This is a genomic window from Fictibacillus sp. BK138, assembly GCF_004216955.1.
Taxonomy (GTDB): Bacteria; Bacillota; Bacilli; order Bacillales; family Fictibacillaceae; genus Fictibacillus.
Map to the genome: position 1 here is coordinate 2,013,894 of NZ_SGXL01000001.1, position 15,831 is coordinate 2,029,724.

The 15,831-nt window shown below is 40.5% G+C and carries 21 protein-coding genes; all 21 read right to left on the bottom strand.

Annotated elements, in window-relative coordinates; all coding sequences use genetic code 11:
* Position 1: 1 nt before the first annotated feature.
* The 21 genes from flhB to fliE all read right to left on the bottom strand — a co-directional run bounded on the left by flhB (position 2) and on the right by fliE (position 15,826).
* Entirely contained in the window at positions 2-1,081 is a 1,080-nt protein-coding gene (flhB, locus tag EV282_RS09915) for a flagellar biosynthesis protein FlhB (RefSeq protein ID WP_130295675.1), read from the bottom strand.
* A gap of 4 nt (positions 1,082-1,085) precedes the next feature.
* Positions 1,086-1,859, bottom strand: a complete 774-nt coding sequence (gene fliR, locus EV282_RS09920; RefSeq protein WP_130295676.1) for a flagellar biosynthetic protein FliR — start codon at positions 1,857-1,859, stop codon at positions 1,086-1,088.
* 1 nt (position 1,860) lies between these two features.
* Positions 1,861-2,133 carry a flagellar biosynthesis protein FliQ gene (gene fliQ / locus EV282_RS09925; protein ID WP_066289449.1) on the bottom strand — a complete coding sequence of 91 codons (273 nt, stop codon included), beginning with the start codon at positions 2,131-2,133 and terminating at the stop codon, positions 1,861-1,863.
* Positions 2,134-2,149: 16 nt separating this feature from the next.
* Positions 2,150-2,830: a flagellar type III secretion system pore protein FliP gene (gene fliP / locus EV282_RS09930; RefSeq protein ID WP_130295677.1), complete on the bottom strand. Its 681-nt coding sequence runs from the start codon at positions 2,828-2,830 to the stop codon at positions 2,150-2,152.
* Positions 2,823-3,479, bottom strand: a complete 657-nt coding sequence (locus EV282_RS09935; protein ID WP_130295678.1) for a flagellar biosynthetic protein FliO — start codon at positions 3,477-3,479, stop codon at positions 2,823-2,825. Before EV282_RS09935 ends, fliP begins: the two co-directional genes overlap by 8 nt.
* 15 nt (positions 3,480-3,494) lie before the next feature.
* Positions 3,495-3,857: a response regulator gene (locus tag EV282_RS09940; RefSeq protein ID WP_066289440.1), complete on the bottom strand. Its 363-nt coding sequence runs from the start codon at positions 3,855-3,857 to the stop codon at positions 3,495-3,497.
* Positions 3,858-3,875: 18 nt separating this feature from the next.
* Complete coding sequence (gene fliY, locus EV282_RS09945; protein ID WP_130295679.1) at positions 3,876-5,018, bottom strand: flagellar motor switch phosphatase FliY; 1,143 nt, start codon at positions 5,016-5,018, stop codon at positions 3,876-3,878.
* Complete coding sequence (fliM, locus tag EV282_RS09950; RefSeq protein ID WP_130295680.1) at positions 5,012-6,004, bottom strand: flagellar motor switch protein FliM; 993 nt, start codon at positions 6,002-6,004, stop codon at positions 5,012-5,014. Before fliM ends, fliY begins: the two co-directional genes overlap by 7 nt.
* A 34-nt stretch (positions 6,005-6,038) precedes the next feature.
* A complete protein-coding gene (fliL, locus tag EV282_RS09955; protein WP_130295681.1) occupies positions 6,039-6,467 on the bottom strand; it encodes a flagellar basal body-associated protein FliL in 429 nt (142 codons plus the stop codon).
* Complete coding sequence (locus tag EV282_RS09960; protein WP_130295682.1) at positions 6,468-6,683, bottom strand: flagellar FlbD family protein; 216 nt, start codon at positions 6,681-6,683, stop codon at positions 6,468-6,470.
* Between the two features lie 47 nt (positions 6,684-6,730).
* Positions 6,731-7,588 carry a flagellar basal body rod protein FlgG gene (gene flgG, locus EV282_RS09965; RefSeq protein WP_130295683.1) on the bottom strand — a complete coding sequence of 286 codons (858 nt, stop codon included), beginning with the start codon at positions 7,586-7,588 and terminating at the stop codon, positions 6,731-6,733.
* An 85-nt stretch (positions 7,589-7,673) separates the two neighbouring features.
* Positions 7,674-8,051 (bottom strand): TIGR02530 family flagellar biosynthesis protein, encoded by a 378-nt coding sequence (locus EV282_RS09970; RefSeq protein ID WP_130295684.1) that lies wholly within the window; start codon positions 8,049-8,051, stop codon positions 7,674-7,676.
* 14 nt (positions 8,052-8,065) lie between these two features.
* A complete protein-coding gene (gene flgD / locus EV282_RS09975; RefSeq protein WP_130295685.1) occupies positions 8,066-8,518 on the bottom strand; it encodes a flagellar hook assembly protein FlgD in 453 nt (150 codons plus the stop codon).
* Between the two features lie 6 nt (positions 8,519-8,524).
* Positions 8,525-9,685, bottom strand: a complete 1,161-nt coding sequence (locus tag EV282_RS09980; protein ID WP_130295686.1) for a flagellar hook-length control protein FliK — start codon at positions 9,683-9,685, stop codon at positions 8,525-8,527.
* Between the two features lie 14 nt (positions 9,686-9,699).
* A complete protein-coding gene (locus EV282_RS09985) occupies positions 9,700-10,266 on the bottom strand; it encodes a MotE family protein (RefSeq protein WP_130295687.1) in 567 nt (188 codons plus the stop codon).
* A 14-nt stretch (positions 10,267-10,280) separates the two neighbouring features.
* Positions 10,281-10,718 carry a flagellar export protein FliJ gene (gene fliJ / locus EV282_RS09990; protein ID WP_130295688.1) on the bottom strand — a complete coding sequence of 146 codons (438 nt, stop codon included), beginning with the start codon at positions 10,716-10,718 and terminating at the stop codon, positions 10,281-10,283.
* Entirely contained in the window at positions 10,718-12,037 is a 1,320-nt protein-coding gene (fliI, locus tag EV282_RS09995; RefSeq protein WP_130295689.1) for a flagellar protein export ATPase FliI, read from the bottom strand. Before fliI ends, fliJ begins: the two co-directional genes overlap by 1 nt.
* Positions 12,027-12,833, bottom strand: a complete 807-nt coding sequence (gene fliH / locus EV282_RS10000) for a flagellar assembly protein FliH (RefSeq protein ID WP_130295690.1) — start codon at positions 12,831-12,833, stop codon at positions 12,027-12,029. Before fliH ends, fliI begins: the two co-directional genes overlap by 11 nt.
* Entirely contained in the window at positions 12,826-13,839 is a 1,014-nt protein-coding gene (gene fliG, locus EV282_RS10005) for a flagellar motor switch protein FliG (protein WP_066289406.1), read from the bottom strand. Before fliG ends, fliH begins: the two co-directional genes overlap by 8 nt.
* Before the next feature lie 13 nt (positions 13,840-13,852).
* Positions 13,853-15,445 carry a flagellar basal-body MS-ring/collar protein FliF gene (fliF, locus tag EV282_RS10010; protein ID WP_130295691.1) on the bottom strand — a complete coding sequence of 531 codons (1,593 nt, stop codon included), beginning with the start codon at positions 15,443-15,445 and terminating at the stop codon, positions 13,853-13,855.
* 81 nt (positions 15,446-15,526) lie between these two features.
* Positions 15,527-15,826, bottom strand: a complete 300-nt coding sequence (gene fliE / locus EV282_RS10015) for a flagellar hook-basal body complex protein FliE (protein WP_130295692.1) — start codon at positions 15,824-15,826, stop codon at positions 15,527-15,529.
* Positions 15,827-15,831: the final 5 nt, after the last annotated feature.

Below are 15,831 nucleotides of genomic sequence, written 5' to 3' on the forward strand. Positions count from 1 at the left end.
CTTACACTTTTTTCTTGATGCGATAAACAAAGGCTAAGATTTCGGCTACGGCTTTAAACAGATCCTCTGGTATGACATGCCCAATGTCGACCCTGGCATGAAGTGTTCTGGCTAAAGGTTTATTTTCAACTGTCACGACATTATGTTCTTTGCCGATTTCTTTAATTCTTTGGGCGATCAGGTCAACACCTTTTGCTACAACAACTGGTGCGTCCATTCCAGAATCATCATATTTTAAGCATATTGCGTAATGGGTAGGGTTCGTGATGATCACATCTGCCTTTGGCACTTCCTGCATCATCCGTCTCATGGCCATCTGCCTTTGTTTTTCCTTAATCTTTCCTTTGATCTTCGGGTCACCTTCAGACTTTTTGTATTCATCCTTTATATCTTGTTTAGACATCCGGATGTTTTTCTCAAAGTCGTATTTTTGATACATATAATCGAGAAACGCAAGAAACAGTAAAACGAGCGAAGCCGCAAATCCCATCTTGATAGCAAGTCCGCCAAAAACAGGTAGCGAGGCTTCTATACTTACAAGTGACATTCTTAAGTAAACATCTCGCTCCATCCATAAGACGAAAAAGGTCACACCGCCGATCAGCAAAATCTTCAATAATGATTTGGACAGTTCAACAAGTGCACGCACGGAATAGATTCGTTTAAAACCTGACAAGGGGTTTATGCGTTCAAGTTTCATCTGAATCGCTTCGGTTGAAAGTAAGAAACCCACCTGCAGATAGTTTCCAATGACACCAGCCGCCATTGCCGCTATCATTACCGGAGCAAGAATAATCGCAACCTCGATCGACAATTCCCAAAACAGCTTAGGGATACTCGTTTCTGTTACATCATATAAAAGCTTCTTCTCCAGGCTATGTGTGAAGAGGTGCTTTAATCTCTCACCCATCCAGCCTCCCATGAATGAAAGAAACATCACAGACACAAACAATACGAATGCTGCGTTAATATCAGCACTTTTTGCTACCTGTCCTTTTTTCCGGCTTTCCTGGCGCTTTTTAGGGGTCGCTTTTTCTGTTTTTTCTTGTGAAAAATATTGTAAATTCATCTGGTATCTCATCTGACTAAGCAGCCCCCAACAGTTCCATTAAATTGACCATGGTATCTCGCATCTGTTCGATCAGCATTTGAATCGAGACAAAAAAGGCGGGCATGACAACCAAAAATAATACAAGAGCTATCAAGATTTTTACCGGAAGGCCGATAACAAAGATGTTCATCTGAGGAACCGTTCTTGCTACGATTCCAAGTGCCAAATCTGCTAAAAACAGTGTTCCGACAATCGGTATGGCCATCTGCAGTGCAACTAGAAACATTCCGGAAAAGACACTCACCACAAATTTAGTCATGCTTCCGTTCCCAAAATTAGCGATCGGAGAATCCAAAGGTAGAAAGTTATAGCTGTAAAAGATTCCGTCCAGAAGCATGTGATGCCCGTCTACAGCTAAAAGAAAGAGCATGGCAAAAGTATAAAGGTATCTCCCCATCAGGGGCGTTTGAATACCAGTCTGCGGATCAAAAACGTTTGCAATCGCAAAACCCATCTGCAGATCTATGAATCCTCCTGCTACTTGAAGTGCGTAAAAGACGATTGCTGCAATAAAACCGATCGCTAGTCCTATCATGGCTTCTTTAATGACTAGAAGAAGGAAGAATCCGTTAATTGGAACTGGATCTGGACTGATGGCGTAAAGCATGATCCATGATAAAAATAGAGAAAGACCGATTTTGTGCATCACTGGTAAATTTTTATTTGAAAATACAGGAATCGTTAAAAAAAATGCCGATACTCTAGTTAGTATTAATAAAAATGCCGGAAAAGAAAGTAAATCTATCATGTTATAAACCTATGTACGTGTGCAGATTTTGAAAGATATTCGCTGTAAACGCAAGGATCTGGGATAACATCCAAGGTCCAAAAAATACGAGACCTACCAAAACTGCGACAATCTTAGGAATAAATGCAAGAGTCTGTTCTTGTATTTGTGTAGTTGCTTGAAAGATACTGACGATCAGACCGACGACTAATGCTAAAGCAAGCAAGGGTCCACATAAGAGAAGGGTTATGTATACACCTTTTTCCGCTAAAGATATAACAAATTGAGAATCCATGTTCCACCTGCCCGTTTTAATAGCTTAATAACAATGACTTAACGATTAAATGCCAGCCATCCACCAGCACGAATAACAATATTTTGAATGGCAGTGATATCATAACGGGCGGCAGCATCATCATCCCCATCGCCATTAATACAGAAGCTACGACCATATCAATGATCAAAAACGGTACAAAGATCATGAAGCCCATCTGAAAAGCCGTTTTCAATTCACTGATCGCAAATGCAGGTACGAGTGTTGTTAAAGGGATATCCTGAATACTCTCTGGCTTCTTCGCTTCGGAATATTCCAGAAAAAGCATCAAATCCTTCTGCCTTGTATGCTTTGCCATAAATTCTTTAACTGGAAGACTTCCTTTATCAAAAGCCTCCTTTTGTGTGATTTCACCTTTCACAAGTGGCTGTATAGCATCTTTATTTACATCATGCATCACGGGTGCCATAATAAAAAATGTAAGAAAAAGTGCAATTCCGATTAACACCTGATTCGGCGGCATCTGCTGTGTTGCAAGTGAAGTTCTTACAAATGAAAGAACTATAATGATCCTTGTAAAAGAAGTCATCAGGATAAGAATACTTGGCGCGAGTGATAGAACTGTTAAGAGCAGCAGCAACTGAATCGTTGTTTCCATGTTTGCCGGATCGCTATTGTTGATAAAATCCAAATCTAGACCTGGAATAAATTCATTCATGATGTTTACCTTCCTCAAACGCCTTCTGTATTTCTTTACGCTGTTCTTTTCTTTCATTCGTTAGTGAAGCCAGCAAGTTCTTAAAGTTCGTTGTTTGATCTTTCGAACCCTCATCAACTGTCTTTTTTGATGATTCCTCGCGATTCAACCACTTTGATTTCAGCTGGTTCGCCATTGAGCTCACTTGTTGGGCTGGACGCTGTTCTAGCATCATCTTCACTTCATCTTCATTCGTTATTTCTTTTAATAAAGTAACTGTGTCCCCAACTCCAACCACCAGCACCGAATTACCTGTCTTTATCAGCTGTACCGACCGGTTTTGACCAACCCCTATACCTCCAAGAGATTGAAGGTTCTTGCCATCTTGAAAGCTTACTGATTTCTTTTGAATAAATCGTAAGACAAAAAACAAAATTACAAGGACAACTCCGAGCATGAAGATAAGTTTAACGAGCATGAAAAATGTACTTTCATTCTTAGCTGGTTCTTTCATTTCAGAACTTTTATTTTCTGCTTTGTCATCGGTTTTCTTCGAATCATTTACTGTATCCCATACGGTTTTCCCTTGACTGCTGCCTTCCGCTTGTACGCTATGAGGTACAAACGAAAGGCAAACTGCTGCAAACAAACATATAATCCATTTCGACATCGGAATGGTTCCTGCTTATCCCAAGGTTTTCTTTATAGCTTCGATTACGCGGTCTGCTGCAAAAGGCTTAACGATAAAATCTTTCGCTCCAGCCTGGATCGCATCAATAACCATCGCTTGCTGGCCCATAGCAGAACACATAATAATTTTTGCATCCGGATGTGATTTTTTAATTTCTTTTAGCGCTGTAATACCGTCCATTTCAGGCATCGTGATATCCATTGTTACTAGATCAGGTTTCAGATCTTCAAACTTTTCAATAGCTTGAGCTCCATCAGCAGCTTCTCCTACTACATCAAAACCATTTTTGACTAAGATATCTTTAATCATCATTCTCATAAATGCTGCATCATCAACAACTAAAATACGCTCTCCCATTACAATTACCTCCGTTGTTTATTTCAGTTTTTCTAAACGGTCGCGTTGACTTAAAATTTCAGTTACGCGAACACCAAAATTCTCATCAATTACAACTACTTCACCTTTAGCTATCATCTTCTGATTCACAAAGATATCTACAGGTTCTCCTGCCAACTTATCAAGCTCTACAATCGACCCGGCTGACATCTCTAAAATATCTTTAATCGTTTTCTTTGTGCGTCCTAGTTCCACCGTTACTTGAAGCGGAATATCTAAAAGCATATCCAGGTTCTTCGTTTCAGTCTGGCTGGAACCAAAATCGCTGAAATCTGAAAAACTTGCAGGCTTTACAGAAACATCTCTCATCTGCGGCTGATAAGATGGTGGAGGTTCTGGTCTCGTCTCTCTTTGTACGTAAGATTCTTCATGATCCTGTAAAGAAGGCTGCTTAACAGGCTCCTTATCTACTTGAGGCTTATAATCAGCAACAGGCTCCTGCTCAGCTTGTGGTTCAGGATTCATCAATTTGTGTACAAGATCCTTTGAGAACTCAGCATCAATCAATTGCATGATATTAGAATCTATTAATTCTCCTACTTTTAGACGGAACGAAACTTTTACTAGGATTTCTTCATCTGGTATCAGGCTCGTGTTTGATTCAACATCAAGAAAATCAATCTTCGGCGGAGAAATATCTACTTTCTTGTTAAAGATCGTTGACATGGATGTCGATGCAGAACCCATCATCTGGTTCATCGCTTCACCAACAGCACTTAGCTGCAGTTCCCCAAAATCTGGCGAGGGGTTCGTCCCTTCACCTCCAAGCATAAGGTCTGCAATGATCTGTGCATCCGACTTACGGATAACCAATAGATTTGCACCTTCGATACCTTCTGTATATGTAACCTGTACAGCAACATGCGGAATCGGGAATTCGTCTTTTAACTCTGTTCTTTTGACAACATTAACTGTAGGTGTCGTTATTTCTACTTTTTGATTTAAAAGTGTTGATAGCGCAGTAGCCGCACTTCCAAATGAGATGTTTCCAATTTCACCTAGTGCATCTTGTTCAATAGTAGATAAATAGTCTTCGGTTTGTGTCGTTCCGGACGAGGAAGGACTTCCACCATTCAGCAAAGCATCAATTTCATCTTGTGAAAGCATATCTCCACTTACCATTGATCCTCATCCTCCTTAATGGTTTCTAATATTTGTACAGCTAGCTTTTTCTTCACCTTTCCAGGCTGGCCGAAAAACTTAGGATTGTTTTCCACTTTGATTACAAGCGGCTGGCCGATCCTCTGGTCTAGTTCAATGCAGTCTCCTGGAGCAAGATGAAGAAATTCCTCAATCGACATCTCTGAAGAACCTAATTCAACTTTGAAAGGAAGAAATGCATTTTTTAATTTTTGTTCAATAAACTCCGATTCCCCTGAAGTCCGCACTCTCTTTTTGTTCTGCATCCAATGGCTTACAGAAAGCTTTGGAATGATAGGTTCGATCACAACATGCGGCAAACAAATATTGATCATGCCGCTCGTCTCACCAATCGTCGTATTCAGTGAAATAACTACCACTGTTTCGTTTGGTGAAACCATCTGTAAAAATTGCGGGTTCACTTCCAGATCAAGCATGAATGGATCCAATTCAATAACGCTTGTCCACGCTTCCTTAAAACTATCTAGTGTATTTTCAAACAGCTGGCTCATGATTCTCGTTTCGATCTCAGTCAGATTCTCGATCTTATTCATACCAGTACCACTGCCGCCCATCACTCTGTCCATCATGGCGTATGCAATATTCGGATTCACTTCCATCAATATTCTGCCTTCGAACGGGTGAGCTTCAAATACATTTAATAGAGTCATCTTTGGAACCGAGCGGATAAATTCTTCATATGGCAGCTGATCAACAGAAGCCACTCCGATTTGTACATATGTTCTTAACTGCGCAGAAAAATAGGTTGTTAACAACCTTGCGAAATTTTCATGCAAACGCGTTAAACTTCGAATCTGTTCTTTTGAAAACCGAAGCGCTCTTTTAAAATCGTAAACTTTTACTTTTTTCTCTGACTCTTCCTTTTTCAGCTCTTCTGCATCCATTTCACCTGTTGACAGAGCGGAGAGAAGTGCATCAATTTCGTTTTGCGATAAAACATCTACCAAGAGTCTCACCTCTTTTCATGCTTGTATTTAATGATTATTGAATGATCTTTTGAGTAGTGTAGACTCTTACTACTTTCCCATCTAGCATCACTTTATTAATCTCTGATTGCAAGGTATCTTCTAATGAGATCAACCCTTTTTGTCCTGAAAGTTCTTCTGTCTTCTTGTTTGAAATTTCATAGATGATCAGGTTGTTAACTTGGAACAATCTTTTTTCAAGTTCCTTTTTAGCATCCTTATTATCTGCTTGAATCTTAAACTTGATTTTGACATAAGACTTATCAGCCAAATTTGTGGTAATCTCTTCTGTTTCAACCATCAGCTTATCAAGCTCTTCCGCAGTTGGTTCTGAAGCTTCGGTCTTGGGCGAGAAGTATTGAAAACCAAAGTACCCAGCTGCGCCAATAAGGCCAATAGCTACAACCATGGAGAGCATGATCGTTACCGCTTTATTTTTACCCATCTATTGACCCTCCTCTTTATTGCCATTCAGCGGCAACAAGGTGATGCCTCTGTAAAATGAAGCTACCTTTTGAGCAACCATTTCTTCACTTTCCTTCACAACAAATTTCTTCCCAGTGGTCAAGGTAATCGTCGTATCAGGAAACGATTGAACCTGTTCAATATAGATTGCATTTAGGGTAAACGTATTTCCATTTAACTGAGTTAAAGAAATCATATGAATTCAGGGCTAAGCAACAGAATGCTTAACCCCTCCTCCCTTCATTAGCGTTTTAAATTCACCAGTTCTTGAAGGATCTCATCGGATGTTGTAATAATTCTTGTATTCGCTTGGAAACCACGCTGAGCCACGATCATTTCCGTGAATTCTTCGGATAAGTCGACGTTGGACATTTCAAGTGCGCCGGCTACTACTTCACCGGCACCTGCAGATCCAGGGGGAGCAACGTTTGTATAATCAGCTCCATTTTTAATAGTTCCAGAGTTACTAGTTTCTCTATATAAATTACCGCCTGCTTTTTCCAAACCACCTGTATTAGCAAATTTCGCTAATAAAATTTGACCCGCTACTAATGGTGTACTTGTACCTTCTTCTATATATGTCACCATCCCATCCGGTCCAATACTGAAACTTTTAGCATCTGTTGGAATAGCAATTTTACCTGCTGTTGTTAAAACCCCAGTATTTGTTGCATTTGGTTCAGCAGCAATTACAAACATTCCATCTGAATTAACTAAGTTTCCACTTTTATCCAAATAAAAGTTTCCTGCTCTTGTTACGTAGTCATTAGTTCCATCATTTACAATAAAAAAACCATCTCCAGAGATTCCTAAATCAAGCGGTCGTCCTGTTGTTTGTAAGCTCCCTTGCGTATGAACTGTATCGATAGTAGCCATTTGGGAACCCAATCCTACTTGTTTAGGATTCACTCCACCTCTTCCATTTGCGCCTGCTGTAGGAGCACTAGCACCGGCAATCTGCTGACTCACTAGATCTTTGAACGTCGTACGGCCTTTTTTGAAGCCATATGTATTTACGTTTGCGATGTTGTTTCCGATTACATCAAGCTTCACCTGAAAATTTTTCATACCGCTGATTCCTGAATACATAGAACGTAACATTTGTTTTTATCTCCCTTACTTGGTTTAGTAAACTGCTTCAATCAATCGGCAGTTTTTGTGAGCCTCCTGTAAAGGTCCAGCTCGTTTAATCGTCCATTACGATAGCACCATTAATATTTGTGAAGATCTGGGATGCGGATTCGTTTCTTCCTAAAGCTGTGATCACGGTCTGGTTCGGCGCATTTACTACAAGGGTTACATCTTTCAAGATCACAAGAGAGTCTTTTACGCCTTTTCGGCCAGCTTCTTTTATTTTTTCGCCAATTTTGTTCCAGCTAGCGTCAGTTATTTCTATATTCCTGTCTTCCAGCCGCTTTTTTGCGTGCTTGCTGATCGTGAGTGTTGAATCTAACTCTTTATCAAATAGTGACTTGAACGAATTTTGATTAACATGCTTTTGGTGAGCACGTGCTGGGTAAAGGGTTGGCTGGTACAATTGATGAGCGGTTATACGTTCGCTCATAGCATCAACTCCTCTTATTTTGCTGGGTCTGTAATCTTAATAACTTGGAAACTGGTTATCTTTGATCCGTCACTCATTTCAAGCATGACAGAACCTTTTTCAAACAATACGGCTTTAACAGTACCTTCTTTTTCTTCTAATACTTTCTCGCCATCTGCATCTACAGTTTCCGATTCATAAGTAACTTGCTTTCCAATCATCTGGCTTTGTTGAAGAAGTGATGCTTCTGTCTGGAATGTCAGAAACTGCTGCATCGTCTGGTTCATGTTCGTCATCTGTTCAAGTGAGGAGAAGCTCGCCATCTGAGCAATAAATTCTCGGTCCTGCATCGGGCTTGTAGGATCTTGGTTTTGCAGCTGGGTGATAAGAATCTTAAGAAAATCATCTTTCCCTAAGATATTGGATCCGGTCTGTTTTGTTTTAGCCTGGTAGTTGGATAACATGAGATTTTCTGATACTTTCGACATTATTCATCACACCTTTTCATTTAAAACCATTTGTGAGAGCTGTTCTTCAAATGAAAGATTGATGCTGTCAGAGTCATCTGTTTCGTTATCATTTGGCTGATGCTGCTCTTTATGGTTTTGACTTTCCTGATCATGAAATTGAAAGGATTGCTCTTCATTTTGGAATATAACTTCGAGCTTTTCAAAATCAATATTTTGTCCCGCAAAAGCTTGTTTTAGCTGAGTAAGCTGACCATCCAACGCATCTTTGGCTGCCTGAGATGATGCTATAATCTTTGCTGCGATCTCACCATGTTTTTGAGTCAGCTGAATTTCAATCGTGCCTAGATTTTCCGGTGTAAGCTTAATCTGCATTTTTGTAAAACCAGCTTCCGTTACCATCAGCTTTCCTCTTGAAATGATCTGCTGTATTTCACGCACGAATTGCTGCTTTTGTCCTTCTTCCGAAGAAGCAGGTACTTTTAACGTCCATTGTTCTAATGAAGATAACGGACTTTGGACGGTTTGAAACTCCTTTGATACCTGTTCTGTCTGTTTTACCGGTACGTATCGCTGGTATGCTTGTTCAGCAAAAGTCTGTACCTTTTTCACAGTGGAAAGCTGTTCCATGATTTTATAGAAACTGTTTTTATCTGTTGAACCATTCTCCTGCAAAAGTTTTTTTACGTTGCTAAAAATTTGCTCAACTTGTTTTGGAAGAGCATCTTTACTATCCAGCTTTAATCCCGGAAACCATTTTTCTATCAAGTGAGTCAATTCTTTTTGCTGCGGCTGTGACAACGAGTGCTGCTTATCATTGAACATCGCTTGTAAAAGAATAGCTAACTTCATTTCGGGTGCATGAATTTGGATGTTTTCTGTACCGCTAATCTGTTCACTCATCAATGATTCGATCATTTCTTTGATTTCATCGGGAAATTCGTTCAGCAATGCTTGGACATCTGGATCTTCAACTGCTTCCGGATTCCAGAAATGCTCAGTTTCTTCTGTAGCTGATAATAAATTTGCAAGGATTGCAGCTAAGGCACCTGCGCCCTCACTGCTCTCCGATGGAATTTGTTCTGCAGGTAAAAGAAATTGTGAAAAGAGAGATTGGGAAATGCTAGTTTGTTTGCTGCCCTGTGTCGTTTGAACCGGCGCTGTACTTTGTGCCATCATTACTTGCATTGTTAACACCTCCTTTAAAGAGAGTTACTTGCCATTAATACCGTTAACTCAGCTGCTCTTTTGGCATCAAGTTTTGCTAGAATAGCAGCTTGTGATTCTGCTTGTAATAGTGTGAGGATCGCTAGAACTTCATTATTGTTCATCTCAGACATTACGGCTGCTGCATCTTTCGCTGACATTGCTTCATATAATTTTTTTAACTGTCCATTCTCATCTGCTTTAACAGACGTTTCAGCATCTTCCACTTGTTTTTCCAGTAAGGCGATATCGCTCTTTAAGACAGTAACTTCTTTTTCTTTCTTTTGAAGGTCCGCCGAAAGAATTTTTATGTATTCTTCTTGCTCTTCGAACCTATCTTTCCATTGTTTTTCAGTATTCTGACTTACAGATACTGCTGGTGCTTCATCATTTAAAAGATTTTTCACAATCGGAATTTTTTTCCCACTGTTTTTGGCCTCTTCAATCACATTTACTCCCATAAATGAAAGCACGATTCCAAATACTGTGACAGCAAATACTGCCGGCACAGCAATAACTAGAAGAAACCATACAAACTTGCTTGATTTTTCATTCTGTTTCATAAGCTCACCTGTTTTCACGACTTCGCATAGCGCAATACGGAGAATTCATCATTCTGTTTGTTTTCATACAAAGTCAGTTCCATTTCATAGGCACTAAATTGTTTTTCTTTTAATTTTTCATACTTCTTTACTTCGATCGTCTGTTGAAGCAGTTTTTGCTGGATGACTTGCATTCTTTCTCTGGCTCTTTGTAAGACGGGCTGCATTTCTTTAATCTTATTTGACATAGATAGAAGAAAGCGCTGTGTATTCTGAAGATCATTGACGACGATTCTTTGTTGGAACTGCTGATTTGAGAGATTCTCAATATCTTCTTTACGTTTTAATAGACTGTAAATTTCTTCTGCGATACTCTCGAATGCCTGAACAGCTTCACCAAGCTCCAGTTCAATGGATTCTTTTTCTTTTTGTTTAACTGAAAGAACTTTTTCCATTGAAAATTGAAACGACATTACTGATCATCCTTTCCAAATTCCATAAGCAGCCGTCCGACGGCTTCGTCAAAACTCACATCTTCATCGATCTGCTGTTTTAAAAAAGCTAAAATGCTTGGGTAGATCTGAATGGCTTCATCAACTGATTTGGAAGAGCCTCTCTTGTACGCTCCAATGCTGATCAGGTCTTCTGCATCAACATAGGATGAAAGCAGTTCTCTAAACCGGTCTGCAGCCTGCCGATGTTCCTTTGAAACGATATCATTCATTACACGGCTAATGCTTTTCAAAATATTCACCGCTGGAAATTGACCCTTATTTGCAAGGTTCCGATCCAAGATAAAATGTCCATCCAATATCCCTCGGACCGTATCAGAAATCGGTTCGTTAAAGTCATCTCCATCTACAAGCACCGTATAAAAAGCTGTAATCGTGCCTTTTCTATTCGTGCCTGAACGCTCTAACAGCTTAGGAAGGACAGCGAATACACTAGGAGTATAGCCTTTTGTTGTCGGAGGCTCACCTACTGCCAGCCCGATTTCCCGCTGCGCCATGGCTACACGTGTTACCGAATCCATCATGAGCATGACATTCTTTCCTTGGTCTCTGAAATATTCAGCAATAGCAGTAGCTGTCTGTGCGCCTTTTATCCGCATCAACGCTGGCTGATCAGATGTTGCAACAATCACAACAGATCGTTTTAACCCTTCTTCACCAAGATCTCGTTCAATAAAATCCAGCACTTCACGTCCACGTTCGCCTATAAGGGCTATAACGTTCAGATCCGCTGTAGAATTTCGCGCCACCATACCAAGCAGAGTACTTTTCCCTACACCGCTACCTGCAAATATCCCTACACGCTGACCTTTCCCTACGGTCAAAAGACTGTCGATCGACCGAATTCCTAGCTGGATGCTCTCATGGATCCTAGGACGTTCCATCGGATTAGGCGGCTCATTTTCTGTAGGATATCGGAATAATCCTTTTGGCAGAGCTGCTCCATCGAGTGGAGCACCCATCCCGTCTAAAACCTTGCCGATCAAGGACTGTCCTACTTTAATTTCAAGAGGTCTGTCCGTCGCCTCAACAAGAGAGCCTACGGCAATATCCTTCACATATGTAAAAGGCATCAACAGCACATTCTCTTCTTGAAAGCCGACAACTTCTGCTTTGATTTTTTGTTTTCTGCCATTAGCTGTATGAATATAACAAACATCACCGATGGAAGTTTTCGGTCCTTTGGATTCGATCATCAGACCAATGACTCGGATTACTTTTCCGTATCTTTTAAAGGAATCTATCGATTGTAAAGAATCCAGCAGGTGATCAACGTTCATTTTCTGTCACCTCAATTTGTTCCAGCAGCTTATCTCTTATTTCTTTTAGCTGAACATCAAGAGTGGCATCTATTTTTCCGAACGGAAACTCAATAACCGCTCCATTTTCTCTTAATGATTCATCAGGATAGATGAATAGTGAAGAAGTGGATTGAAGCACATTCTTCAATTCTTCACGGTGCTGGACAGTCAAATCGAACCAATCGACCGGAACATATAATTTTACTTCTTCAAACTCACGGGCTTCTTTAACAAGCTGCTTTACGATCGAAACCCATGTTTCTGGTGTTTCCTCAAGCTTCTTTCCGATAATTTTCTCGGCTGCTTTCATAGCTAATAAAATCATCTGTGGTTCTGCTTCACTTAAAACTTGATAATAGTCTTGTTTCGTTTTTTCAATAAAATGCTTTACTTCGTCCAGTTGATTGCTCCAATTTTCAAGCCCTTGATTTAAACCATTCTGAAAACCAGTTTCATAGCCTTCTTGTTTCGTCTTCTCAAATTCCTGTTCCATCTTTAAATGCCACTCTTGTTCTTGTGCTGCAAGTCTTTGTTGCGTCTCCTGCAGAAACATTTCAGCCTCTGTTTTTATTCTGGTTGCTTCGTTTTCAGCTTCTTCAAGGAGGTCAGCTGCTTCATTTTTTAGTCGCTGAATCCTAGTTTCATCATCTTCTTCTATAAGACTGCTGGATGGAGCTGTGAATATGGAAACAGGCTGTATACCGATTACCACATCTGTTTCCTTCTCAATATTTTCAGTCGTGCGATTGTTAAAAGATTTTATTACCTTAGACAATCACATCATCTCCTCCGCCTCTAGCGATGACCAGCTCTCCTGCTTCTTCAAGTCTGCGGATCGTACCAACAATTCTCGATTGAGCTTCTTCAACGTCGCGCAGACGTACAGGACCCATGAACTCCATCTCTTCTTTAAAGTTCTCAGCCATACGCTGTGACATGTTTTTAAACATAACTTCTTTCACTTCTTCGCTGGACGCACGCAGAGCGAGGAGCAAGTCTTCATTTTGAACTTCACGAATAACACGCTGAATCGCACGGTTATCAAGAGTAACGATGTCTTCAAACACAAACATTCTCTTCTTAATTTCTTCTGCAAGTTCAGGATCTTGAATCTCTAGAGCATCAAGTATCGTTCTTTCTGTACTCCGGTCAACACCATTAAGCACTTCAACGACAGCTTCTACTCCGCCGGCCTGAGTAAAGTCTTGCGTTACAGTAGCTGACAGCTTCCTCTCCAAAATCTGTTCAACTTCATTGATCACTTCAGGTGAAGTCCTATCCATCAGTGCAATTCTTTTTGCAACATCAGCCTGCATTTCCTGCGGCAATTCAGACAAGATCTGTCCGGCCTGGGATGAATCTAAGTAAGCTAATATAAGTGCAATCGTCTGCGGATGCTCATTTTGTATAAAATTAAGAATCTGCCCTGGGTCAGCTTTACGCGCAAAATCGAACGGTCTAACTTGCAGTGTGGAAGTCAGCCTGTTTATAATCTGCATGGCTTCATCCTTGCCGACGGCTTTTTCCAGAACCGTTTTGGCGTACCCTATACCGCCTTGAGTAATGTAATCTTGCGCAAGCGCCAATTGGTGAAACTGAGTGATAATCTCTTCTTTTAGGGTTGAATCTACTTTTCTTACTTGAGAGATTTGCAGAGTCAACCTTTCAATTTCTTCTTCACTCAAATGCTTGTACACTTGAGCTGCTACATCAGGACCTAAAGAGATAACGAGGATCGCTGCTTTCTCTTTTCCTGACAGCTCTTTTACACCTTTTGCCATCGTTCGTTACCTCCTATTCCTCTGACAACCACGTTCGTACTAGTTTTGCAAACTCTTCTGGTTTTTCTTTAGCCATTCTTTCCAACTGTTCTTTACGTACCGTGCCTTCTGAGCCCTGCTCCTTGTTCACATCAGGTACATAATATGTCTGTTGTTCTTCCATCTCGTATTCTTCTATCGTGCCTTTATCTTCTTCCGCTCTTCTTTTTCGTGTCAGCAAGAAGATTAATAGAATAATAACGATCAGCAGGATACCGCCTGTAATATAGATCCATAGTGGAATGCCTGCCTTTGCAGTCACCATGTCTGGCTTGCCGTTAAACGGCTGTGCAGAAACGAAGATCTTCTCTTGAATCTGCTCTTCTGTTAATTCGCTGTTAACATCCTTTGAAATACTCGTTCTAACAATCGCACTCAAAATCTGTTCAATATCATCTAATCTTTCTTGCGGCAATGAATCAGGTTGTTTCGGATTAGGAGGTTCAACCATCACTTGAATTCCTAGATCGCGAATCTGGTATGGACTCTCTACGATTTCTTTACGGATCTTATTCACTTCATTATTGATGCGTTCTTCTACTTTTTCGTAATCTCCGTTAGATCCAGCAGCTGACCCAGGGTATGTTGGTACTTCCTGATCACCTGTTCCGGATACACCCCCGGCAGTTGCACCCTCGCCGGTGAACGTCTCCCGAATCCGTTCAACACTTATCTCGATGCCTTTCATGTTTTCCTTATCTACGGGCTCGATTAAGGTTTCTTCACGTTTCTCTTCAGTAAAATCTATATCCGTCGTTACAGTTGCTACAACTTTGCCCTGTCCCATGATCGTAGCCAGCATCTGCTGCACTCTGCGCTGAAGGTCTCTTTCTACATCCTGTTTTATTTTTCTTTGCTCTTCATACTTTGATGCTGAAGAAGTTGAGTTCACTGAGTTTAGATCATAATAATTAAAGTATTGGTCTGTGATGACGATATTTTCCATAGGAAGATCAGCGACACTTTTAGATACTAGGTGATAAAGTGCTTTCACTTGTTCTTCATCCAGCCGTGCCCCGGCACCTAATGAAAGAACTACAGAAGCAGATGCTTTCTCTTCTTCCTGATTGACCCAGACACTGCTCTCCGGAAGTGTAATCATTACACTTGCGTCATCTACCCCATTAATACTCTTGATCAAGTTAGCAATTTCCGTTTGTGTTGCTTCTCTTTCAAGAACTCCGAATTCTTTATCTGTAATTCCGAATCCCGATTTTTCTCCAAAGTATGAAAAATCTATATTCCCGCTTTTAGGCAGCCCTTCAGCAGCAAGCTGTACCTGAAGGTTATTCACCTGGTCTTGTGGAACCAATATTGTTTTCCCGCCATCCTGCACTTCGTTGGCGATCCCTTTACTGTTTAAATTTTCTTGGATCTGCCCAGCTTCTTGCGGAGAGAGATTCGTATATAAAGGTACAAGGTTCGGACTGGACATCATCACGGTCAGAAAAATAAAGCCTGCAATAAAAATGAATATCCCGCCAAGAATTAGTCCTTTTTGTGCATTAGAACGTGATTTGAAACGTTCAGTGATTTGCTTGGTGACTTGTTTCCATTTTTCTTTCATTTTTTCCCCCGATAAACACAATAAAAATTTTTTGAAGCTACCCCCAAAATAGAATGCGAACTTCGAATTATGTATTAGCTATTAAACTTGCATCCTCATGATTTCTTGGTATGCTTCTACCACTTTATTGCGAATTTCAAGAGTGGTCTGCAATGTAACACTCGCTTTCTCTGCCGTAATCATGACCTGATGAAGATTATCCATATTGCCATTCATCAACGCTTGTGTAGCTGCGTTAGACTGTGCTTGTGTCTCATTTACATTCTCCAATGCACCCTTAAGATAATTTTTGAAGCTTTCTTGAGCTTCATAAGGTGTCGTTTTTGCAGACGGAGATACACCGTTCATGCTTTGAATCGTTCCTAAAGAAATTTTATCCATGTGCT

What these genes read in the sequence shown, in the direction of transcription:
- flhB (WP_130295675.1), bottom strand. Translation starts at nt 1,081, where the DNA reads ATGAGATACCAGATGAATTTACAATATTTTTCACAAGAAAAAACAGAA.
- fliR (WP_130295676.1), bottom strand. Translation starts at nt 1,859, where the DNA reads ATGATAGATTTACTTTCTTTTCCGGCATTTTTATTAATACTAACTAGA.
- fliQ (WP_066289449.1), bottom strand. Translation starts at nt 2,133, where the DNA reads ATGGATTCTCAATTTGTTATATCTTTAGCGGAAAAAGGTGTATACATA.
- fliP (WP_130295677.1), bottom strand. Translation starts at nt 2,830, where the DNA reads ATGAATGAATTTATTCCAGGTCTAGATTTGGATTTTATCAACAATAGC.
- EV282_RS09935 (WP_130295678.1), bottom strand. Translation starts at nt 3,479, where the DNA reads ATGTCGAAATGGATTATATGTTTGTTTGCAGCAGTTTGCCTTTCGTTT.
- EV282_RS09940 (WP_066289440.1), bottom strand. Translation starts at nt 3,857, where the DNA reads ATGGGAGAGCGTATTTTAGTTGTTGATGATGCAGCATTTATGAGAATG.
- fliY (WP_130295679.1), bottom strand. Translation starts at nt 5,018, where the DNA reads ATGGTAAGTGGAGATATGCTTTCACAAGATGAAATTGATGCTTTGCTG.
- fliL (WP_130295681.1), bottom strand. Translation starts at nt 6,467, where the DNA reads ATGGGTAAAAATAAAGCGGTAACGATCATGCTCTCCATGGTTGTAGCT.
- EV282_RS09960 (WP_130295682.1), bottom strand. Translation starts at nt 6,683, where the DNA reads ATGATTTCTTTAACTCAGTTAAATGGAAATACGTTTACCCTAAATGCA.
- flgG (WP_130295683.1), bottom strand. Translation starts at nt 7,588, where the DNA reads ATGTTACGTTCTATGTATTCAGGAATCAGCGGTATGAAAAATTTTCAG.
- EV282_RS09970 (WP_130295684.1), bottom strand. Translation starts at nt 8,051, where the DNA reads ATGAGCGAACGTATAACCGCTCATCAATTGTACCAGCCAACCCTTTAC.
- flgD (WP_130295685.1), bottom strand. Translation starts at nt 8,518, where the DNA reads ATGTCGAAAGTATCAGAAAATCTCATGTTATCCAACTACCAGGCTAAA.
- EV282_RS09980 (WP_130295686.1), bottom strand. Translation starts at nt 9,685, where the DNA reads ATGCAAGTAATGATGGCACAAAGTACAGCGCCGGTTCAAACGACACAG.
- EV282_RS09985 (WP_130295687.1), bottom strand. Translation starts at nt 10,266, where the DNA reads ATGAAACAGAATGAAAAATCAAGCAAGTTTGTATGGTTTCTTCTAGTT.
- fliJ (WP_130295688.1), bottom strand. Translation starts at nt 10,718, where the DNA reads ATGTCGTTTCAATTTTCAATGGAAAAAGTTCTTTCAGTTAAACAAAAA.
- fliI (WP_130295689.1), bottom strand. Translation starts at nt 12,037, where the DNA reads ATGAACGTTGATCACCTGCTGGATTCTTTACAATCGATAGATTCCTTT.
- fliG (WP_066289406.1), bottom strand. Translation starts at nt 13,839, where the DNA reads ATGGCAAAAGGTGTAAAAGAGCTGTCAGGAAAAGAGAAAGCAGCGATC.
- fliF (WP_130295691.1), bottom strand. Translation starts at nt 15,445, where the DNA reads ATGAAAGAAAAATGGAAACAAGTCACCAAGCAAATCACTGAACGTTTC.
- fliE (WP_130295692.1), bottom strand. Translation starts at nt 15,826, where the DNA reads ATGGATAAAATTTCTTTAGGAACGATTCAAAGCATGAACGGTGTATCT.